A 19,401-nucleotide genomic window follows, 5' to 3' on the forward strand; every position below is an offset into this window, starting at 1 on the left:
CGATCAAGGCTTACGGTTGGAGTTGGCGGAATAGGGCGCGGAGCAGGCCACGGCGGCGGCCCGGACGCTGGGCGCCTCGAACAGGGCCGTGATGACGGCGATGCTGTCGGCGCCGGCCTGGGCCACGAGCGGCGCGTTGGCGGGCGTGATGCCGCCGATGGCGACGACGGCGGGCCGGGGCGCGTCGCGTTCGTCGGCCAGGCGGCGGGCTTCGGTCAGGACGGACAGCGGCGCGCGCACCGTGTCGGGTTTGACGGTGGACGCGAACATGGCGCCGAACGCGATGTAGTCGGCGCCCGCGTCGAGCAATTCGCGCGCTCGCGTCAGGTCGTCGTAGCTGGAACCGCCCAGGATCAGGTCGGGACCGGCTTCGCGGCGGATGTGCGCCAGGCTTTCGTCGTCGCGGCCCACGTGCGCGCCGTCGGCGCCGACGTCCAGCGCCAGGCGCCAGTCGTCATTGATGAGAAACACCACGCCCAGTTCGCGGCACAGCGGCGCCAGGGCGCGGGCCTGCGCGGCGCGCACGGCATCGGGCACGTTCTTGCGGCGCAACTGCAGCGAGCGCATGCCGCCCGCGGCGGCGTCACGCACGGCCTTGAGCAGGCGGTCGGTGTCGTCCCATTCGGGCGTCACGCCGTACAGGCCGGCGGGAAAGCGAATCGGTTTCATTGGGGCAGGATCCGGTTGGGAATGCGCCGGCCCATGCCCGGCAGGAAGCTGGCCGCCACGGCGGCGTCGGCGTGGACCAGCCCCTGGCGCACGGCCTCCGGCATTTCCAGGCCCTGCGCCAGCATGGCGGTGATCGCGGTGGCGGCCAGGCCGCCGGCGTCGCCGTTGCGGTCGGGCGGCGCCTGCCAGGGCCACGTATGGGTCTGGCCGCCGGGTCCGAGCAGCACGTTGGCGAAATGACCGGGGCGTTGGGGGCTGCCCAGCACCAGGACCCACTCCGCGCCGGCCGCCACGAGGGCGTGCATGGGCGTAGGTGCGTCCCCGATATCGATGTCGCCGTCGGCATGCCACTGCGCGAGGCGCAGGTGTTCAATGACCAGCAGGTCGGTCTGCGGCAGCACCAGTTCGAGGGTCGCGGCCAGCAGGTCGTCGGCTTCGTCCTCGTCGGCGGCATTGGCGGGCACCTGCGCGCGCTGGCCCAGGTGCAGCACGAGCGGGACCTGGCTGTAGTCGGCGGCAACCTGCGCCGCCACGCTGGCCGTTTCCGCGGTGTATAGTCCGCCCACCTTGATGGCCTGCACCGACATGTCTTCGAGCAGGCAACGCGCCTGGTCGTCCAGAAGGTCGGGCGAAACGGGGTGGATTTCTTCGATGCCGGCGGTGTCCTGCACGGTCAGTGCGGTCACGGCCGCCAGGCCATGACAGCCCAGACGGGCGCAGGTGACGGCATCCGCGGGCAAGCCGTCTGATCCGGAAGGATCGAGCGGGCCGAAGACCAAAACGAGAGGGGGAGTAACGGGGGCCACGTGACTGCGCTTGATTGAGGGCGCCCCGGCTCATTTGGCATGAATCAGGGGAACCCCTATTGGGTTTCGGTAAGATTGTCCCCATTCTAATGGAAGCCCCTCACCTTTGCCCCACCGCGGGGACGCCGGTGGGGTTTTGATGTAAGAGAGAACTATGCGTACTTGGATGTGTCTGATTTGCGGCTGGGTCTATGACGAAGAGGCCGGCCTGCCCGACGAAGGCATTGCACCCGGCACCCGCTGGGAAGACGTGCCGCCCAACTGGGTCTGTCCCGAATGCGGCGCCCGCAAAGAGGACTTCGAACTGATGGAAATCTGAAGCCTTACCGCCGACTTATTCCGCCAGGGCTCGTAAGATGGGGGCATACCCCGTCCTTCGTCACCGTCGGACTGCCGTCAGGCATGACGTTTGCGTCCGCGCAATCACTCCCAACGGTTTTCTCAGACTACCCATGAAGGGGTTGCCATGACGGAAAAACATCACGACAACGCTGCGACGCAAGCGGCCAACTTCGCCAACCAGTTCCTGATCGCCATGCCGGGCATGGTCGAAGGGAGCCTGGCGGGTTCCGTCATCTACGTATGCGAACACACGGACCGCGGCGCGCTGGGGCTGGTCATCAACCGCCCCACCGACCTGACGCTGGGCACGCTGTTCGAGCGCATTGAACTGACGCTGGAAATCGGACCGGTCAAGGACACGTTCGTCTTTTTTGGCGGACCGGTCCAGACCGACCGCGGCTTCGTGCTGCATGCGCCGGCCGGCGACTACAGCTCCAGCATCAAATTGGGCGACATGGCGCTGACCACCTCACGCGATGTGCTGCAGGCCGTCGCCGATGGCAACGGACCGGCGCGCATGCTGGTCACGCTGGGCTACGCCGGCTGGGGCGCGGGCCAGCTCGAAAGCGAGATGGGCCAGAACGCTTGGCTGAGCGTGGGCGCGGACGCGCACATCATCTTCGATGTGCCGCCCGAAGATCGTTACCCCGCCGCACTCAAGCTGCTGGGCATCGACCCCGTGATGCTGGCGGGCGACGCTGGCCATGCCTGAAGAAACACTGCTTGCCTTCGATTTCGGCGAAAAAAAGATCGGCATCGCCATCGGCAATACGCTGACGCGCCAGGCGCGCCCGCTTGAAATCATTTTCAGCGAGGTCCGCGACGCGCGCTTTGGCCGCATCGCGGCGCTGCTGCAGGAATGGCAGCCGCATCGCGTCGTCGTCGGTCTGGCGCTGGACGCCGAGGGCGGCGAACAGCCCGCCACGGCACGCTGCCGCCGCTTTGCCAACCAGCTTCATGGCCGCTTCGGCATTGCCGTGGAACTGGTGGATGAACGCGGCTCCAGCATGGAGGCGCAACGCCTGCTCGGCACGCATGCCGCGGACGACGCGATGGCCGCAGCGGTTATCCTGCAACGCTATCTGGATGCCTTGCCCGCGGTCTGACGCCCGCGGCCTGTCTTGCCCATGCTCAATCCGCAACTCGATCGCCGCGGCGAACTCACACATCTGCTGACCACGGAAGGACTGCCTCGCCGGCACGTCGAGCGCCTGCTTGAAATGGCGCGCGCGCAGTCGGCGTCCGACGATTCGCCGCCGCCTGCCGCGCCGGAAATGCCGGTGTTCCTATGTCTGCCGGACACGGACATCGCGGACCGCGACGCCTACGCCGCCGCCGCGGCCAGTCTGTCGATGCTGCCGGTGCCACTGGAGGCGCAAGCCGCCCTGGCGCTCGCCGAGACGGTCGCCGCACTGGCGCCGGGCGTGCTGGTCCTGCGCCACGGCCAGAGCGGCGCGGCCCATTGTGCCGCCGCCCATGCCGCGCCGGGCCTGCACGTGCTCAATGCAGGCGACGGCCGCCATGCCGATCCCGTGCCTGCGCTGGCGCTGGTGCAGGCCATCACCGAGATCAAGCCTGACCTCACCAGCCTCGTCGTGACGCTGGTGGGCGACATCCGCCACGCCGGCGTGGCGCGTTCCGTGATCCATCTGCTGACCACGCTGGGCGTGCCCGAAGTGCGCGTCGCGGCGCCGCGCACGCTGCTGCCAGACGGCCTTGCCCAACTGGGCGTGCGCGCCTGCGCGACGCTGCAGGAAAGCCTGAGCGATGCGGACGTGGTGATCGCGCTGCCGCTGAATGTCGAAGAGATCAGCGGCGCGCAGCTTCCATCCGCGCGCGAATACGCCTGCACGCACGGCATCACGCCCGCGGCGCTGGCGGCCGCCAAACCCGATGTGCTGCTGTTGCCCGCCGGCCGGCTGGCGCCGGGCGTGGAAGTGGACGGCGACATCGCCGCCGCGCTCGAACCCGCTGAGGCGCGTCACGCGGCGCTTGAACAACCGCTGCGCATGGCCGTGCTGCGCGCCCTGGCCGGAGCCGCGCCATGAGACTGCACACTGCCAACGGCCGGCTGATCGATCCCGCAAACGGCGTGGATGGCCAGCACGACCTCTATATCGCCGCAGGCCGCGTGGTGGCGGTGGGCGCGGCGCCCGACGCGTTCCAGGCCGATCGGCATATTGATGCAAAGGGCTTGGCGGTGCTGCCCGGCCTGATCGACCTGTCGGCGCGCGTCGCGCAAGCGGGCAACGCGGGTCACGGAGGATTCGCGCCCGCTGAATTGCGCGCGGCATTGGCCGGTGGCGTGACGCGCCTGGTGCTGCCGCCCGATGCCGAAAGCCCGCCAGACGAGCCAACCAAAATCGAGGCGCTGATGCGCCAGACGCAGACGGGGCAGTGCGCAGTCCACCCGCTGGGCGCGATGACGGTGGGCCTGGCTGGCGAGACGCTGACGGAAATGGCGCTGCTGGCGCGCGCGGGCTGCATCGCGTTCGCGCAGGGCGAGTCCCTGGCGGCGGACACGCGGGTGCTGTGGGGGGCGATGCGCTACGCAAGCGGGCTGGGCCAGACGCTGTGGCTACGTCCGCAGGACCCCTGGCTTGCACGCGGCGCCTCGGCCGCCAGCGGACCGTACGCGGAACGCCTGGGCCTGGAAGGCATGCCGGCGCAGGCAGAGACCGTGGCGCTGCACACGATCTTCGAATTGCAGCGCGCGACGGGCGCGCGCGTACACCTGTCGCGCCTGTCGACAGCGGCCGGCGTGGACCTGCTGCGCGCGGCCCGCCGCGAAGGCCTGCCGGTGACGGCGGATGTGTCCATAAACAGCCTGCTGCTGACAGACGTGGACATCGGCTTCTTCGACACGAATCACCACCTGTCGCCGCCGCTGCGCGGCCAACGCGACCGCGACGCGCTCCAGTCGGCGCTGGCGGACGGCGTGATCGACGCGCTGTGCTCGGACCACACGCCCGTGGACGCCCGCGGCAAGGCCGCCCCATTCGCGGCCGCGACGCCAGGCGCAACAGGTCTTGAACTGCTGTTGTCGCTGGCCCTGAAGTGGGCGCGCGACGGCCGTCGTCCTGTCGGCGACGCGCTGGCACGCATCACGACAGGCCCGGCCGCAGTGCTCTCCGCCGTCGCGCCGCAATTGGGCCCCTGCGGCCACCTGGGCGTGGATGCGCCGGCAGACCTGTGCCTGGCGGATCTGGACACCGAATGGATGGTGATGCCCGCCGCCCTGCAAAGCCGCAGCGCCCAGACACCTTTCGCAGGTATGATGCTGCCCGGTCGAGTGCGAGCCACCGTGGTCGGTGGCCAACCGGCCTGGGAGACTCCAGTTTGAAGCTGCTGCGCTTTGTCCTACGGCTGAGCCTTGTCCTGCCCCTGATCATTTTCGGCCTGCTGTGCGTGGGCCTGGCCTATCCTCTGATGCGGCCCGCGGCCCGCGCCCGCCTGAATCGACGCTGGTCGCGCTGGCTGATGGCGGCCTGTGGCGTGAAGGTCGTCCTCAAGGGCGAACCACGCCTGGAAGGCCCGGTGCTGCTGGTGGCCAACCACGTGTCCTGGGTCGACATCTTCGTCCTGAACTCGGCCCGCGCGACATCGTTCGTGGCCAAGAGCGAAATCCGCGCGTGGCCGGTGATCGGCTGGCTGGTTGCCGGCGCGGGCACGCTCTTCATCGAACGCGGCCAGCGTCACGCGGTCCACGCGATGGGTGAGTCGATGCAGGCCCGCTTCAAACAGGGCGACGCGGTGGGGCTGTTTCCGGAAGGCACAACCACCGAAGGCTTCGACCTCCTCCCTTTCCACGCCAGCCTCTTCGAACCCGCCCGCGCGGCGGCTGTTGAAATCCAGCCCGTTGCGCTGCGGTTCATGCAGCACGGCAAGCGCAGCGGGTATGCGGCGTTTGTGGGTGAAGAGTCGCTGGTGGGTAACCTTTGGCGGGTGCTGGGTGTGACCGGGTTATCCGTCGAAGTGGTCTTTCTGCCGCCGCTGGCTGCGCGTCATCCGGATGGGAGTTTGCCTACGCGGTTGGAACTGTCGCATCAGGCTCGGGATGCGATTGCTCGGGTGCTTTGATTTGCGTGGTTTCTCGCGGGCTGTGGACTAGCACCGTAGGTCTGTGCGCAGCTGCTTGCTGTTGATGCGGCTTCGGTTCTTAAGACGTCCGGCACGGTGGCGTCCCGGGGCGCGCGGGGCCACGATTGCGGCCCGGAGCCTTCGCTCCGGACTCGCCTAGGCGGCCCCCCCCTTCGTCATCTTCGTCCAGGCCTTCGGCCTTCCCTTCAGATTCCCTCGGGCTTATCGACGCCCCGCGCACCCCGGGACGCCACCGCACCGGACTCTGGCAATTGAAATCTGATGGCCGCTGGGACGTCCAGCGTGCTTGGCATTTTTGCGCAAGAACTTTCGGGCAAGAAGCATCTTGCGTTGCCCGTCTCCGTTCGGCCGCGCGGGCGGCCTCCGGAGACTTACGCGGCGTCTTGCGTTGTGGCGATGACGCTTCGCGCATAGGTGGCGCTTGGGTGTCTGACACCAACGCATACGTAGGACTGATTCCGGTGTCTGACACCTTCGTGCGAGCGCGGCTCGCTGCTAATCGTCACTTGAACTCAAGTGCCCGATGGGCGGCGCGTACGGGTCGGCAAGCTGTGGCGGACCGTCGCCGCGCCGCCCATCACCGCCCCACCCACCGTGACGGCGGACCACTAGCAAATCACCCTCCGCCAGCGCGCAGCGCACTCCGCCACGACGACCCACCAACCCGATGCCGGATTGCCGCCGCCCGGGCGGCAGCAATCCGGCGGCCCCGCAGATCTCCTTCCCTGCACACAGGTCTTGCAGCGCGCAAACCAAAGACCCTCGCAGCACGGCGTCGTGGTCACCGGGGAGGCGAGCGCCGTCGATGCGCCCGAGGGAATCTGAAGGAAGTCGCCGGAGGCGACAACGAAGATGACGAAGGGGCAGTCCGGAGCGAAGGCTCCGGACCGCAATCGTGGGCGATCGCCTCCCCGGTGACCGCGGCGTCGGGCGACCTACGAAGACGGGATTGCAGCGTACGAACGGGTTTGCAGCGTACGAAGACGGGCTTGCAGCTACTGAGACATTTCGCAGCCTACGAAAAGACCACTCACCGCCCAGCCCTCACTCCGCCATCGGATCCTGAAACTGCGAACACTTAACCTGCACCAGCTTCCGATCCTGCAACCGCAAAGCCGTCAACGACCCACCCCACACGCACCCTGTATCCAGGCAAATCACGTCCGGCCGCTGCAACAACCCCAACGTCGACCAATGTCCAAACACCGTCGTGACATTACGCGTCGCACGATTAGGCACGTCGAACCAAGGCACCAACCCAGGCGGCCATGCCCCCGGCGTCACCTTCGTCGCAAACTCCATATGCCCGTTCGGCGTGCACAAACGGATCCGCGTCAGCGCGTTGATGATCACCCGCATCCGCTTGCCGCCCTTGTGGTCTTCCTTCCAGGTGGCCGGCTCGTTGCCGTACATCTTTTGAAGCGCCTTCTGCCAGTTCGGGCCACGCAGCGCGTCCTGGACTTCGCCGGCCAGGGCCAGCGTCTTGGCGACGTCCCACTTGGCCAGCGTGCCCGCGTGGACCAGCAGGTGGTTCTGCTCGAAATGCGCCAACGGGCGGAAACGCAGCCAGTTGAGCAGGTCCGTCGCGTCCGGTGCACGCAGGATGGATTCCAGCGTGTCCGACTTGGACGGCTTGCGCACGCCAGCGGCCGCGGCCAGCAGGTGCAGGTCGTGGTTGCCCAGGACCACCGTTGCGCGGTCGCCCAGGTCGATGATGCGGCGCAGGGTTTCGAGCGACTGCGGGCCGCGATTGACCAGGTCGCCGGCAAACCAGAAGCGCGACTTGGGATCGCCAACCAGGTCCGGGTGGGACAGCAAGCGATCCAGCGGCGAGCAGCAGCCCTGCACGTCGCCGATCATCCAGATACTGCCGTTCATGCGGGACTCTTGCTCCAAGGCCAACGTTGTTGGACGAGACGGGTGATAGTGTGGCGGTATTCCATGTAGCTCATGGCGCCCAGCGCCAGCGCCATGGCGCCCAGGTTCGGGCCCAGGGCGGTCAGCCAGGGCGGCCACTTGCCCAGCATGCCGACGTTCAGCGCAAGCTGGTTCAGCATGAAGAAGCCCACGCCCAGCAGGATGCCCACGAAGACCTTGGCGCCGACGCCGCCGCGGCGGGTCTGCATGAGGCCGATGGGGGCGGCGATGGTGATCATCACCAGCAGGGTGAAGGGGTAGGCCAGTTTGCGCCACAGGGCGACGACCTGGCGGCCGTATTGAAGCTGGTTGTCCCGCAGGTATTCCACGTAGTCGAGCAGCGTGACGATCGACATGCGCTCGGGCGTCAGCACGCGCGCCAGCAGGCGTTCGGCGCTCAGCGTGGTGTCGATGGAGCGTTCGGGCAGCTTCACGACCGTGGCGGGCGGGTTTTTGGGGGGGCGGGCGTTGGCGAGCGCCTCGGCGGCCTCGGCGTCCAGGCGGGTTTCGGAGACGTCCTTGAGGACCAGGTCGCCGCGCGTGAACGTGCCCGTGGGGGCGGTGGACAGCGCCGACAGGGTCAGGTCTTTCTTGAATTCGTAAAGGGTCACGCCGGCCACCTGGCCGTCGCCCTTCAGTTCGGCGATGTTGATGATGCGGGTGCCGCCGTTGGCGGTGGGTTCCTTGAACCAGTAGCCGCTTTTGAGGCGGTCGCCGCCGGCCTTGCCACGGAACATCAGGTTGGCCTCGCCGGTCTTGACCTCGGCCCAGGGCGTGACGTATTCGGACAACAGGCCCGCGCCGATCATCAGCGGAATCGTGACGATCCAGAGCATCCGCAGCAGCTTCATGCCGCTGACCCCGGAGACCCGCAGGATGACGAGCTCGTTGCGCTGGGCCAAGCCCGCCAGCGCCAGGATGGCCCCGATCAGGAGCCCGATGGGCAGCAGGTCATAGAGACGGGTGGGGACAGCTAGCGCCTGCATGTACAGCAGGGCCATCATGGAGAACTTGTCGCCCACGTTGTCCAGGTCGTCCACCAGTGCGAAGAACGTGAAAAGGCCGAGCAGGGCCAGAAGGACCACTGCGCAAGAGCGATAGACCTCTCGGGCCAGGTAGCGACGTGCAGTACGCATGAAGGAAAAAGGAGTGGAGCGCGTAAACGTGAAAGCTTAACAAATCCCGCAGCCGGAAGACGGCCGGCAGGACGGATTTGTCCGGTTCCCCTTTCAGGGGATGTCGACCATCTGCATCCGGCGCGTCAGCACGCCGACCCGGGAATTCAGATAGTTGGACTTGCGGTGGCTGTCATAGAAGCGCGGGTTGGGCAGCATGGCCGCCAGCCGGGCGGACTGGCTGTTTCCCAGGTTGGCGGCGGTGGTATTGAAATAATGCTTGGCGGCGGCCTGGGCGCCGAACACGCCCACGCCCCACTCGGCGACGTTCAGGTAGAGCTCCAGGATCCGTTCCTTGCTCATGACGTGTTCGATCATGTAGGCCAGGACCAGTTCCTGGCCCTTGCGCAGGTAACTGCGCGAGCCCGACAGAAACAGATTCTTGGCCAGCTGCTGGGTAATGGTGGAGCCGCCGCGCATCTTGGAGCGCCCGGCCTCTTCCTGTTTCTGGTTGTATTCCCAGGCCTTGCGGATGGCGTCCCATTCGACCCCGTCGTGGCCCGTGAAATTGGAATCCTCGGACGCGATCACCGCGCGCTTGAGCGAGCGGTTGATCTTGTCGTAGGCGACCCATTCATATTTCAGCTCGATCGCCGGGTCGTCCTTGCGCAGGCGCGACAGCTCTTCGCGCATCATCGCGCTGCTGCCGGGGTCGCGGTAGTTGTACCAGACCACCTGGGCGAACAGCCAGAATTGGTACAGCAGGATCGCGCACACCAGCGCCATCACCAAGCCGGTGGTGATCCGGAACCAATTGCGGCCGCCGCTGCGGCCCGTGCGCGTCGCCATGCCGTTCAGCTTCCGGCGGCCAGCGCCTCGCGCAGCGCCGTCAGGACGGGCGCGGCATCGGGGCGCACGCCGTGCCAGATGAAGAAGCTTTCGGCGGCCTGGCCGACCAGCATGCCCAGCCCGTCGGCGGTCAGGGCGGCGCCGTCGGCATCGGCCTGCCGCATGAACGCGGTGGGTTGCGCGCCGTACATCATGTCGTAGGCGGCGGCGCCGTCGGCGTACAGGCCGGGCGGCAGGTCGGGCGCGGCGTTCTGCAGGCCGCTGGCGGTGGCGTTGATGACCAGGTTCCACCCGCCCGGGATGGCGGCGGTGGCCAGGCCTCCGGCGGTCACCTGGGTTTGCGGCGACACGCCGCTTGTGCCCCAGGCTGCGGCCAGTTCCTCGGCGCGGGCGGCGGTGCGGTTCACGATGTGGATGCGGCTGCAGCCGGCCTCGGCCAGCGGCTGCAGGACGCCGCGCGCCGCGCCGCCGGCGCCGACCAGCAGCACGGCCGCGCCCGGCAGGCGCACGCCCAGGCGCAGCAGGTCATTGACCAGCCCCACGCCGTCGGTGTTGCAGCCGTGCCAGACGCCGTCGCGCCACGACAGGGTGTTGACGGCGCCTGCCAGCCGGGCGCGATTCGACAGGCGGCCCGACGCCAGCGCATAGGCGTCCAGTTTGAACGGCACCGTGACATTCAGGCCCAGACCGCCGTCCGCCACGAAGGCTGCAACGGCGTCGGCAAAGCCGTCCACCGGGGCAAGCAGGCGCTCGTAGCGCAGCGGCTTGCCGGTCTGCTGCGAAAACATGGCGTGGATCTGAGGCGAGCGGCTATGCGCGATGGGATTGCCGATGACGGCGTAGCGGGCTTGAGGAATCGCCTCGGTCATGGGGCCTGTGTTTCCAGAGTGTCGTTGACGAAATGCCAGGTGCGGGTGATGACCAGCACGTCCGTATCGCGGGCGATATCGGGCGGGAAGGGGGGGAAGGGCGCGGCAAGCTGGACGATGCGGCGCGCCGCCTGGTTCAGGACCGCGTGCGGCGACGGCTGGTCGATCTCGACCTCGGCGATGCTGCCATCGGCGCGCACCGACACGGTGATGCGCAGCGATCCATAAATGCGGCCGCGCGCCTCGTCGGGGTAATGCTGGGTGCCGACCGTTTCGATCCGGGTGCGCCAGGCATCCAGGTAGCCGGCGTAACGGGAGGCTTCGGCGGACGGCGCGATGAACTGTTTGCGCGGCTCGGCGCTGTACTGCTGGACCCGCGCCGCCAGCGCCGCCACCTGGGCGTTCTGGATGACGCTGGCCTGGTCCTGGGCGTCCTGGCCGACGTCGGCGCCGTCGGGCCACGGGTTGACGGCCTGGCGCTCGGGGCCGGCGTTGTGCGGCGAGCGCAGCTGGGTCATGAGGCGGGCCTGTTCGGCCTCCAGTTGCACCTGACGCTGGCGCATGGCCTCCAGGACGATGGTCTCGGCCGAGCTGCCGGTCTGGGGAAGCGGGGTGGTGGACACGCCGCGATCGGCGTTGCCGCCGCCTGTCATCTGGTTCTGCGCGACGGTGCGCGGGTTTTCAGGCGGCGTCTCGCTGCGGGCATTGAGCAGCACGACTTCCAGGCTGGTCACGGGCGGGCGCGTCTGCGTGGGCGCGCTGAAACGCCACGCCAGCGCGCCGGCGTGCACCAACAGCGATATCGCGATGCCGATACGCAGGTAGTGCTGGGCGGGGGCGCCCAGCCACCAGAGGTAACGGCTCAGCACGGAGGGGGAATCAGCGCGTTGCACCAGCGCATTGTAAGTCGAGTCCACGCCCGCCGCGCGGTCCGTCCGAAGGCGGTATTCGCCCTCGGACGGACGGCCTAGACCCCGTCAGGCGGATGCCCGGGGGAAGATCCAGACCTTGTTGGCGGGTAGCGCCAGGCGGCAGGGGCCCGGCTCGCGGCCCTCGGGGCCATAGGCGCGCAGGGCGAGGCTGCGGGCCGGATCGGCGTCCGGCGTGCGGAACAGGTACTCCCAGCGGTCGCCCAGATACATGCTGGTCAGAAGCGGCATGTCGACGTGGTTGCCGTCCGGGTCGTCGGCCAGGCGAACCTGCTCCACGCGGATGACCGCGGTGGCGTCCTGGCCCGCGGCGACGCCCGCGCCGGCCTTGCCCCATAGCGACCAGCCGGCCCCCTCGATCCGGGCCTGCCCGTCGCGCAGCTCGGTGACCTTTCCGTCCAGCCGGTTGTTGCTGCCCATGAATTCGGCGGTGAACAGCGTGGATGGCGATCCGTACATCTCCTGCGGCGTGCCCTGCTGTTCGATCTTGCCGTTGTTCAGCAGCAGGATGCGGTCGGAGATCGCCATGGCTTCGCTCTGGTCGTGCGTCACCATCAGCGCAGACAGGCCCAGGCGGATGATGAGCTCGCGCAGGAACGCGCGCGCCTCTTCGCGCAACTTGGCATCCAGGTTGGACAGCGGCTCGTCCAGCAGGATGACGGGCGGGCTGTAGACCAGCGCCCGGCCGATGGCCACGCGCTGCTGCTGGCCGCCGGACAACGCGTGCGGATGGCGCTGGCCCAGCTTGCCCAGCCCAAGCTGGTCCAGCACGGCCTGCACGCGCTCGCGCACCTCGGCGCCCGGCGTCTTGCGCAGCTTGAGCGGGTAGGCGACGTTCTCGTACACCGTCTTGTGCGGCCACAGCGCGTACGACTGGAACACCAATCCCAGGTTGCGCTCTTCGGCCGGGATCTCGGCGCGGGCCGCGCCGTCATAGACGACGTTCTCGCCGATGGTGATGCGCCCGCGCTTGGGGCCTTCGAGGCCGGCCACGGCACGCAGCAGGGTGGTCTTGCCGCTGCCCGACGGACCCAGCAGGGACACCACTTCGCCCTGGCGAAGTTGCATCGACACGCCTTTGAGCACCGGGTTGTCGCCGTAGTCCAGGTGCAGGTCTTCTACAGAAAGCTCAATCATGAAGTTTGACTCCGAATCGCAGGGCGATGCCCAGGCCGATCACGACCAGAACGATATTGATGAAGGAAAGTGCGGCCACGATGTCGATGGCGCCGGAGGCCCACAGGGACACCAGCATGGACCCGATGGTCTCGGTGCCGGGCGACAAGAGGTAGACGCCGGTGGAGTATTCGCGCTCGAAGATCAGGAACATCAGCAGCCACGAACCGATCAGGCCGTACTTGGCCAGCGGCACTGTGACGTGACGGGTGACCTGGCCGCGGCGCGCGCCGGCGGTGCGGGCGGCTTCTTCCAGCTCGGGACCCACTTGCAGCAGGGTCGACGAGATCAGGCGCAAGCCATAGGCCATCCACACCACTGTGTAGGCAAGCCACACGCTGAAGATGGTGCTGCGCAGGGCGCGCAGCCATTCGACGAAGTTCTCGCGCAGCCATTCCGCGAATGGCAGGGCCGACAGCCAGCCGTTCTCGTCCACGTCCAGCGCGTTGTCCAGCCACATCGGCACGAAGAGGAACACCCACAGGAACGCCAGACCGGCCAAGAGGCCCGGCACGGCGCGCGGCACCAGCACGCTGTAGTCCATGAAGCGCGTGACGTTGTCGGGCTTGCGGTGCATCGCCAGGCCCACGAACATGTAGCACATCACTGCAAGCGCGCCGCCGAAGACGCCGATCGCAACCGAGTTGACGATGGCGCGCATCAGGTTGGGCTGCGCGAACACGGTACGGAAGGCGTCGAGCGACAGCACGTCAAAGAGCGAGACGCCCAGGCCCCAGTTGGACACGAACGCGCGCAGCAGCACGCCGGTCAGCGGCACGATGATGGTGACGAACAGCCAGAACGCCACCACCGCGCCGGCCACCCAGCGCCATTTGCCCAGCGGCAGCGGCCGCGCACGCGAGGCCTTGCCCTTGACGGTGACGAAGCGGTTTGCGGTGCGCATCAGGCGGCGCTGCAGCATCACCAGCGGAATGGTCATGCAGATCAGCACCACGGCCACGGCGGCCATCAGGTGATAGGACGGGATGCCCAGCTTGTTGGTCAGCTTGTACAGGTAGGTGGCCAGCACCAGGTTGCCTTCCGGATCGCCCAGCACCAGCACCAGGCCGAAGACCTCCAGGCCCAGGAAGAAGAGCAGCACGGTGGCGTACAGCATGGCCGGCCGCACCATGGGCAGGCTGACGGACACCATCACGCGCAGCGGCGACGCGCCGGCCACGCGGGCGGCTTCTTCGACGTCGGACCCCATGCTGCGCAGCGCCGACGAGATGTACAGATAGGCGTGCGGCACGTGCGTGAGGCCGGCGATGATGACGATGCTGGTCAGCGAATAGACGTTCCAGGGCACGAAGCCCAGGATGTTCTGCACCCAGGTCGAGAAGAAGCCCACCGGACCGGCCGCGACCACGTAGCCGAAGCCCAGCACCATGGGCGACACGAACACCGGCACCAGGATCAGTGGCTCGATCCAGCGGCGGCCCGGCAGGTCGGTGCGGATCATCAGGAACGCCAGCATGCCGCCCAGCGGGATGGCGATGGCAGCCAGCCCGAACGCGAGAATGAAGCCGCTGCGTAGCGCCTTGTAGAAATCGGGATCCGCGAAGATGAAGCGGAACGCGTCCAGGCTCCAGGCCTTGGACGGGGAAAAGAACGGGGCCGAGAGAAAACTCTGGATGATGATGAACGACAGCGGCACGTAGATGGCGAGCGCCGTGATCAGCACCACCACGCCGCGTGGCAGGGACTGCCATTTTCTGCGCAATGACTGCATGGGAAATCCTGTGGTCGGAAATGACGCGGTGGCCGCGCCGCCGGGGACGAGGGCCCCGGGGCAGGGTCAGGCGGACGGCATGCCGTCCGCTGCGTTGGCGGCGGCTCCGGGTTGCATAGCCGCCCGGAGCCCGGGCATCACTTGCCCGCTGCCGCCCGCCATTGCTTGATGAATTCCAGGCGCTTGTTCTGCTCCAGGTAGTCCAGCAGCGTTTCGTTGACCGGAATCGGCTTGAGCGAGGCGCCCAGCTTCTTGGTCATGCCGTCCACGTCGTTGTCGCCTTCGATGTCGTCGCGCACGGAAGCCAGGTCAGCCTGATTGGCCATGATCTCCTGGCCCTTCTGCGACAGCAGGTAGTCCATCCACAGCTTGGCGGCGTTGCGGTTCTTGGCCTTCTTGCTGATGAACGCCACGCGCGAGAGCACCAGCGCGTAGTCGGTGGGGTAGGCCACGCCCAGCGACGGATCGTTCTTGGCGCGCGTTTCGGCGTAAGAGCCCAGGATGTTGTAGCCGATCAGGTTTTCGCCCGAGGACACGCGTTCCATCATGGTGCCGGTGGACGACTGCACGATCAGCCCGCCCTTGGCGATGTCCTTGAGGGTCTCGAAATATTTGGGATCGTTGGCCTTGTCCTGCACCGCCAGCATGAACCCGACGGCGGACTTCTCGATGTCGTAGGTGGTGACCTTGTTCTTGAACTTGTCGGGCTGGCTGGCGATCAGCTTGGCCAGCGCGCCGTGCGTGGTGGGCACTTCATTCGCGGGAATGAGGCGCTTGTTGTAGATGAAGACAGCCGGCTCGTACGTCGTGCCGTAGGTCGAGTCCTTCCAGTTGGCCCAGGCCGGCAGCTTGCCGGCTTCGGGCGACTGGTACTTCAGCGCGTAGTCGGTGGCCAGCTTCAGGGCCGAGTCCATCGACGAACTCCAGACGATGTCGCCGCTGCCGCCGCCCGCCGCCTGTTCGCTGATGTAGCGGTTGTACAGCTCGGTGCTGTTCATGTCGTTGTATTCGACCTTGACGCCCGGATACAGGGCTTCGAAGCCCTTGATGATGGGGCCGGCGGCCTTGGTGTCGGTGGTCGAATAGATGACGACCTTGCCTTCCTTCTTGGCGCCGTCCAGGATCTTCTGGTAATCGGCCGGATAGCCCGCGGGCACTGCCTGCGCAAAGGCGCTGCCGGTGGCAATGGCGAATGCGGCGGCGCAGACGGCCGTCAGTTTGGACTTGGCAAGCATGGATGTTGTCTCCGATTGATTTGGCTTATTGCGGGCTCTGGGGCCCGCGTGCAGCCATCTTAGGAGTGCGCGTCTGTCGTCGTCCTGTCATGGCGGCAGGTGGCGGCTAGGGGAAATCCCTGGGCCGCGATGGCGCCATGCGCGGGGTTGGCGTTACGGCCGCTGCGGCGTATCGGTGACGAGCCGGATCCAGTTCTGCACGAACCGCGAATGGCGGCGCTGGTCCAGGCCGACCAGCAGCGCGGGGCTGAGCACGACCGGCTGCACGATGCCCTGCGACCGCGCGAGCACCGCTTCGGAGGTCCAGCGCCCCGGCGTGTCTTCCATGATGGACCCGAGCGCGGCATGGCTGGACGCGACCTGCTGTCCGGCGGGCGACAGCAGCCAGTCGACCAGCGCGCGTCCCAGGTCGGGATTGGGGGCGGTGCGCGCGATCAGCACTGAGCGCGCCAGCACGAGCACGTAGTCCTGCGGGAACACCACCCCGATGGGCCGGCCGGCGGCCTGGCGCGACAGGGCGTAGGAGCCGAGGATGTTGTAGCCGATGTCCAGTTCGTCGCGCTCGATGGCGTCCAGGATCTCGGCGCTGGTGGCCGCCAGCCGCACGCCGGCCTGGCCCATGGCGTTGGCCAGCCCCCAGAAGTTGGACGAGACCAGCTCATCCTGTTCGGCCAGCAGATAACCCAGGCTGCTGGCGGCGATGTCGTAGGTGCCGATGCGTCCGCGCAGGCGCAAGGGATCCTGCTCCAGCAGGCGCAGCAGATCCTGGCGCGAGCGCGGCACTGCTGCTTCAGCAAAGCGCTTGGGGTTGTAGACGATGACGGCGGGTTCGAACGTGAACCCGTAGACCTCGTGCCGCCAGATGGCCCACGACGGCAGCCGCGCGGCATAGGGTGACGCATAGCTCTGCGCGTAGCCATCGTTGGCCAGCCGGATTTGCAGGTCGGATGCCGAACTCATCAGCACGTCCACATCCTGCAAACGCCCTTCGATGGCGGCCTCGTAGAGCTCGCGGCTGCCCATTTCGCGGTACACGACGCTGACATCGGGGCGGTGGGACTGGAAGCCCTGGATGAGCGGCGCGACGACGGGCGTGTCGGTCGGGCCGGCGATGGTGAGGACGCGGGAGGAGGGTTGGGGGGCGGGGTAACGGGTGACGATTTCGGGGATCGGAGCGGAGCGCGCATCGGCGCCGGCCGCCCGCACGTCGGCCGACGGCGCGGCCAGCAGCAGGCATGCGGCGCACAGCGCGGCCGCGGCGGTGGTCAGCGCGCGCCCGGCTCCGGCGCGCGCCAAGGGCAGCACGACCCGAGCCGTCAGCCCGCCGCCAGGCCGGTCCAGCAGCCACAGCGAGCCGCCATGCGCGACGGCCACCGACCGCACGATCGCCAGCCCCAATCCGGACCCCGGCAGCGATTCCCCCGCGCGGCCGCGCGAAAACCGCTGCTGCACGGATTCCTTTTCGTCGTCGGCGACGCCGGGCCCGCGGTCCGAAACGGTGAGCGCAACACGATAGCCGGCAACCGGCATGGCCTGGATCTCAACCGGCCCATCCGGCGCGTAGCGCAGGGCGTTGTCCACCAGGTTGCGCAGCATCTCGCGCAGCGCGACGCGATCGCCGGCGATGCGTGCACGGCGCACTTCGGGCGCAATGGCGATGCGCAACCGCTGCGCATCCACCGGCCCGATACGCCGGCGCGTTTCGTTGACGGTCTCGGCCACGCCGACAAGCGCGCGTGCGCCCTTGCCCATGCGATGGGTGATGGTGGCGTCCATCAGCAACTGGTTGATGAGCTGGCTGGCGTGCGTGGCGTTCAGGTGAATGCGTTCAAGCCGCGCGTGCAATCGCTGCGGATCGGTCTCGTCCAGGGCAACCTCGGCCTGCGCGCGTAGCGACGCCAGTGGCGTGCGAACCTGGTGCGCGGCGTCGGCGACCAGGGTGTTGAGGCTGTCCATGGCCCCAGACAGCCGCTGCATGAAGCCATTGAGCGCTTCGATAAGCCGCCGCACCTCGCGGGGCACGGGCTTGGACAGCGGCTCCAGATCATCCGGCGCACGCCGCCGCAACTCGCGTTCGACAACGGCCAGCGGCGCGAAGGCGCGTTGGACGCCGAACCACAAGAGGCCGAGCGCAACCAGCGATACGGCAAGCAGTGGCAATACGCTGCGCTGCAAGATCTCACCCGCCAGCGCTTCGCGCGATCCCAGCGTTTCGGCGACGCGCAACGTGACCCAGCCGGCGTGCTGGCTGGCCGACACCAGGCGGCCGACGGTCGCGATACGAATGGGCTCGTCGTGATACCGCAAATACGTGAAGACGGGCGTGGCCGACTGCGCAAGGGGCAGCCCGGGCGCAAGGTCGCCATACCCGGTGATGAGCCTGCCGTTGGAGGTACGCGCTTCGTAAAACACACGCTCGCCGCCGGACAACATGGCCAGCGAGGACACGGGCGGCTCGACAGTGACTTCGTTGTCTTCGATCTGGACCGATCCCGCGATGGTCAATGCCGAGGCCGCGAGCAACCGGTCAAACGCCTGCTCTGCCGCCCGCTGGGCGTAGCCGCGCAGGAAGAACACCAGCCCGATGAGCGCGCACGCAAGCAACACGGCGCCCAGCGTGAAGACGCGTTGCCGGATGGAAAAGCTTTCAGGGATTTTCATGGCTGCGGGCCTGATACCCGACGCCCCGCACGGTGACGATGTCCACAGAGGCGCCCGCCAGCTTCTTGCGCAGCCGCGAGATCAGCAACTCAAGCGCATTGAGCGAGCCGTCGTCCAAGTCGAAGATCTGATTCATGAGGCGTTCCTTGGCGACGGTCTGCCCAAGCTTTCCGACCAAAATCTCAAGCAACCGGAATTCACGCCGGCCCAGCTCCAGCGGCGCACCCGCGAGTTCAACATGCCGGTTGGCCAAATCCAGGCTGAGATTGCCGTATTGAGCAACACTGGTGGTCTGCCCCGCAGGCCGCCGCAACAGCGCACGCAACCGCGCTTCGAGTTCGCGAAGGTCAAAGGGTTTGACGAGGTAATCATCGGCGCCAAGATCCAGCATGTCGATCTTGTCCTCGATCTCGGCGCGCGCGGTCATGACAAGCACAGGCGCGTCGAGCCCGGCGGCACGCAACTCACGGATAAGCGTGAAACCATCCTTGCCGGGCAAGTTGATATCCAGCACGAGCGCATCCCAAGTCTCATCCAACGCCCATCGCGATGCCTGCACGCCGTCATGCACCCACTGCACGCTATGACCCGCCGAACGCAGCTTGCTCTCAACGGCATCGCCAAGATCGAGATTGTCCTCGACCAGCAGAATGCGCATGGTTTGTTCTCCTCCGTTGTGTTTTTTATCGGGAGTTTAACGGGGAGATCGTTAGCGTTGCCGAACTCGTTGGATATGGGTGGTTGCTCGCTGTTGAAAGGGGCGGAGCGTTCTGCCGTGCTGATATTTTGCGAAAGGGGGGGCGATGGTTGCTGGTCGGGGTATGGGTTCTTAAGACGTCCGGCGCGGTGGCGACCCGGGGCGCGCGGGTCCACGATTGCGGTCCGGAGCCTTCGCTCCGGACTGCCCCGTCGTCATCTTCGTCCAGGCCTTCGGCCTTCCCTTCAGATTCCCTCGGGCTTATCGACGCCCCGCGCACCCCGGGCCGCCACCGCACCGGAC

18 protein-coding genes are annotated in these 19,401 nt (G+C 67.4%); 6 read left to right on the forward strand and 12 right to left on the reverse strand.

The annotated features are described in order from the left end of the window. Positions 1 to 3: 3 nt before the first annotated feature. Positions 4 to 669 carry a thiamine phosphate synthase gene (thiE, locus tag CLM73_RS02845; protein WP_105237238.1) on the reverse strand — a complete coding sequence of 222 codons (666 nt, stop codon included), beginning with the start codon at positions 667 to 669 and terminating at the stop codon, positions 4 to 6. Beyond that, positions 666 to 1,490 carry a hydroxymethylpyrimidine/phosphomethylpyrimidine kinase gene (locus tag CLM73_RS02850; RefSeq protein WP_105237239.1) on the reverse strand — a complete coding sequence of 275 codons (825 nt, stop codon included), beginning with the start codon at positions 1,488 to 1,490 and terminating at the stop codon, positions 666 to 668. The genes thiE and CLM73_RS02850 overlap by 4 nt, the downstream gene beginning before the upstream one ends. A 139-nt stretch (positions 1,491 to 1,629) precedes the next feature. Between CLM73_RS02850 and CLM73_RS02855 the strand changes: the two genes are divergently transcribed. From CLM73_RS02855 to CLM73_RS02880, 6 genes are all read left to right on the forward strand, one after another. Further along, on the forward strand, positions 1,630 to 1,794 hold the full coding sequence (locus CLM73_RS02855; RefSeq protein WP_003814980.1) for a rubredoxin: 165 nt from the start codon (positions 1,630 to 1,632) through the stop codon (positions 1,792 to 1,794). A gap of 147 nt (positions 1,795 to 1,941) precedes the next feature. Then, positions 1,942 to 2,529, forward strand: a complete 588-nt coding sequence (locus CLM73_RS02860; RefSeq protein ID WP_105237240.1) for a YqgE/AlgH family protein — start codon at positions 1,942 to 1,944, stop codon at positions 2,527 to 2,529. After that, entirely contained in the window at positions 2,522 to 2,923 is a 402-nt protein-coding gene (ruvX, locus tag CLM73_RS02865; RefSeq protein ID WP_056564513.1) for a Holliday junction resolvase RuvX, read from the forward strand. The genes CLM73_RS02860 and ruvX overlap by 8 nt, the downstream gene beginning before the upstream one ends. Positions 2,924 to 2,944: 21 nt before the next feature. Continuing rightward, on the forward strand, positions 2,945 to 3,865 hold the full coding sequence (locus tag CLM73_RS02870; protein ID WP_105241357.1) for an aspartate carbamoyltransferase: 921 nt from the start codon (positions 2,945 to 2,947) through the stop codon (positions 3,863 to 3,865). Then, complete coding sequence (locus CLM73_RS02875) at positions 3,862 to 5,160, forward strand: dihydroorotase (RefSeq protein WP_105237241.1); 1,299 nt, start codon at positions 3,862 to 3,864, stop codon at positions 5,158 to 5,160. The genes CLM73_RS02870 and CLM73_RS02875 overlap by 4 nt, the downstream gene beginning before the upstream one ends. Next, positions 5,157 to 5,897: a lysophospholipid acyltransferase family protein gene (locus CLM73_RS02880; protein WP_105237242.1), complete on the forward strand. Its 741-nt coding sequence runs from the start codon at positions 5,157 to 5,159 to the stop codon at positions 5,895 to 5,897. The genes CLM73_RS02875 and CLM73_RS02880 overlap by 4 nt, the downstream gene beginning before the upstream one ends. A 1,065-nt stretch (positions 5,898 to 6,962) precedes the next feature. Here the strand turns inward: CLM73_RS02880 and CLM73_RS02885 are convergent. The 10 genes from CLM73_RS02885 to CLM73_RS02930 all read right to left on the reverse strand — a co-directional run bounded on the left by CLM73_RS02885 (position 6,963) and on the right by CLM73_RS02930 (position 19,059). Next, complete coding sequence (locus CLM73_RS02885) at positions 6,963 to 7,796, reverse strand: symmetrical bis(5'-nucleosyl)-tetraphosphatase (RefSeq protein ID WP_056564506.1); 834 nt, start codon at positions 7,794 to 7,796, stop codon at positions 6,963 to 6,965. Beyond that, positions 7,793 to 8,971 (reverse strand): LPS export ABC transporter permease LptG, encoded by a 1,179-nt coding sequence (lptG, locus tag CLM73_RS02890; RefSeq protein WP_105237243.1) that lies wholly within the window; start codon positions 8,969 to 8,971, stop codon positions 7,793 to 7,795. Before lptG ends, CLM73_RS02885 begins: the two co-directional genes overlap by 4 nt. 93 nt (positions 8,972 to 9,064) lie before the next feature. Then, entirely contained in the window at positions 9,065 to 9,799 is a 735-nt protein-coding gene (mtgA, locus tag CLM73_RS02895; protein ID WP_105237244.1) for a monofunctional biosynthetic peptidoglycan transglycosylase, read from the reverse strand. Positions 9,800 to 9,804: 5 nt separating this feature from the next. After that, positions 9,805 to 10,668 (reverse strand): shikimate dehydrogenase, encoded by an 864-nt coding sequence (gene aroE / locus CLM73_RS02900; protein WP_105237245.1) that lies wholly within the window; start codon positions 10,666 to 10,668, stop codon positions 9,805 to 9,807. Beyond that, positions 10,665 to 11,564 (reverse strand): TonB family protein, encoded by a 900-nt coding sequence (locus tag CLM73_RS02905; RefSeq protein WP_105241358.1) that lies wholly within the window; start codon positions 11,562 to 11,564, stop codon positions 10,665 to 10,667. The genes aroE and CLM73_RS02905 overlap by 4 nt, the downstream gene beginning before the upstream one ends. Positions 11,565 to 11,645: 81 nt before the next feature. Next, the gene (locus CLM73_RS02910; RefSeq protein ID WP_105237246.1) at positions 11,646 to 12,734 is read right to left on the reverse strand and encodes an ABC transporter ATP-binding protein; all 1,089 of its coding nucleotides are present in this window, start codon (positions 12,732 to 12,734) and stop codon (positions 11,646 to 11,648) included. Next, positions 12,727 to 14,505: an ABC transporter permease gene (locus CLM73_RS02915; protein WP_105237247.1), complete on the reverse strand. Its 1,779-nt coding sequence runs from the start codon at positions 14,503 to 14,505 to the stop codon at positions 12,727 to 12,729. The genes CLM73_RS02910 and CLM73_RS02915 overlap by 8 nt, the downstream gene beginning before the upstream one ends. A gap of 137 nt (positions 14,506 to 14,642) precedes the next feature. Then, the gene (locus CLM73_RS02920) at positions 14,643 to 15,740 is read right to left on the reverse strand and encodes an ABC transporter substrate-binding protein (RefSeq protein WP_105237248.1); all 1,098 of its coding nucleotides are present in this window, start codon (positions 15,738 to 15,740) and stop codon (positions 14,643 to 14,645) included. A gap of 153 nt (positions 15,741 to 15,893) precedes the next feature. Further along, complete coding sequence (locus CLM73_RS02925) at positions 15,894 to 18,401, reverse strand: extracellular solute-binding protein (RefSeq protein WP_105237249.1); 2,508 nt, start codon at positions 18,399 to 18,401, stop codon at positions 15,894 to 15,896. Beyond that, positions 18,388 to 19,059, reverse strand: coding sequence for a response regulator transcription factor (locus CLM73_RS02930; RefSeq protein WP_056564482.1), 672 nt, complete (start codon positions 19,057 to 19,059; stop codon positions 18,388 to 18,390). The genes CLM73_RS02925 and CLM73_RS02930 overlap by 14 nt, the downstream gene beginning before the upstream one ends. Between the last annotated feature and the right edge of the window lie 342 nt (positions 19,060 to 19,401).

It is taken from the genome of Achromobacter spanius (genome assembly GCF_002966795.1).
In the GTDB taxonomy this organism is placed as follows: domain Bacteria; phylum Pseudomonadota; class Gammaproteobacteria; order Burkholderiales; family Burkholderiaceae_B; genus Achromobacter; species Achromobacter spanius_D.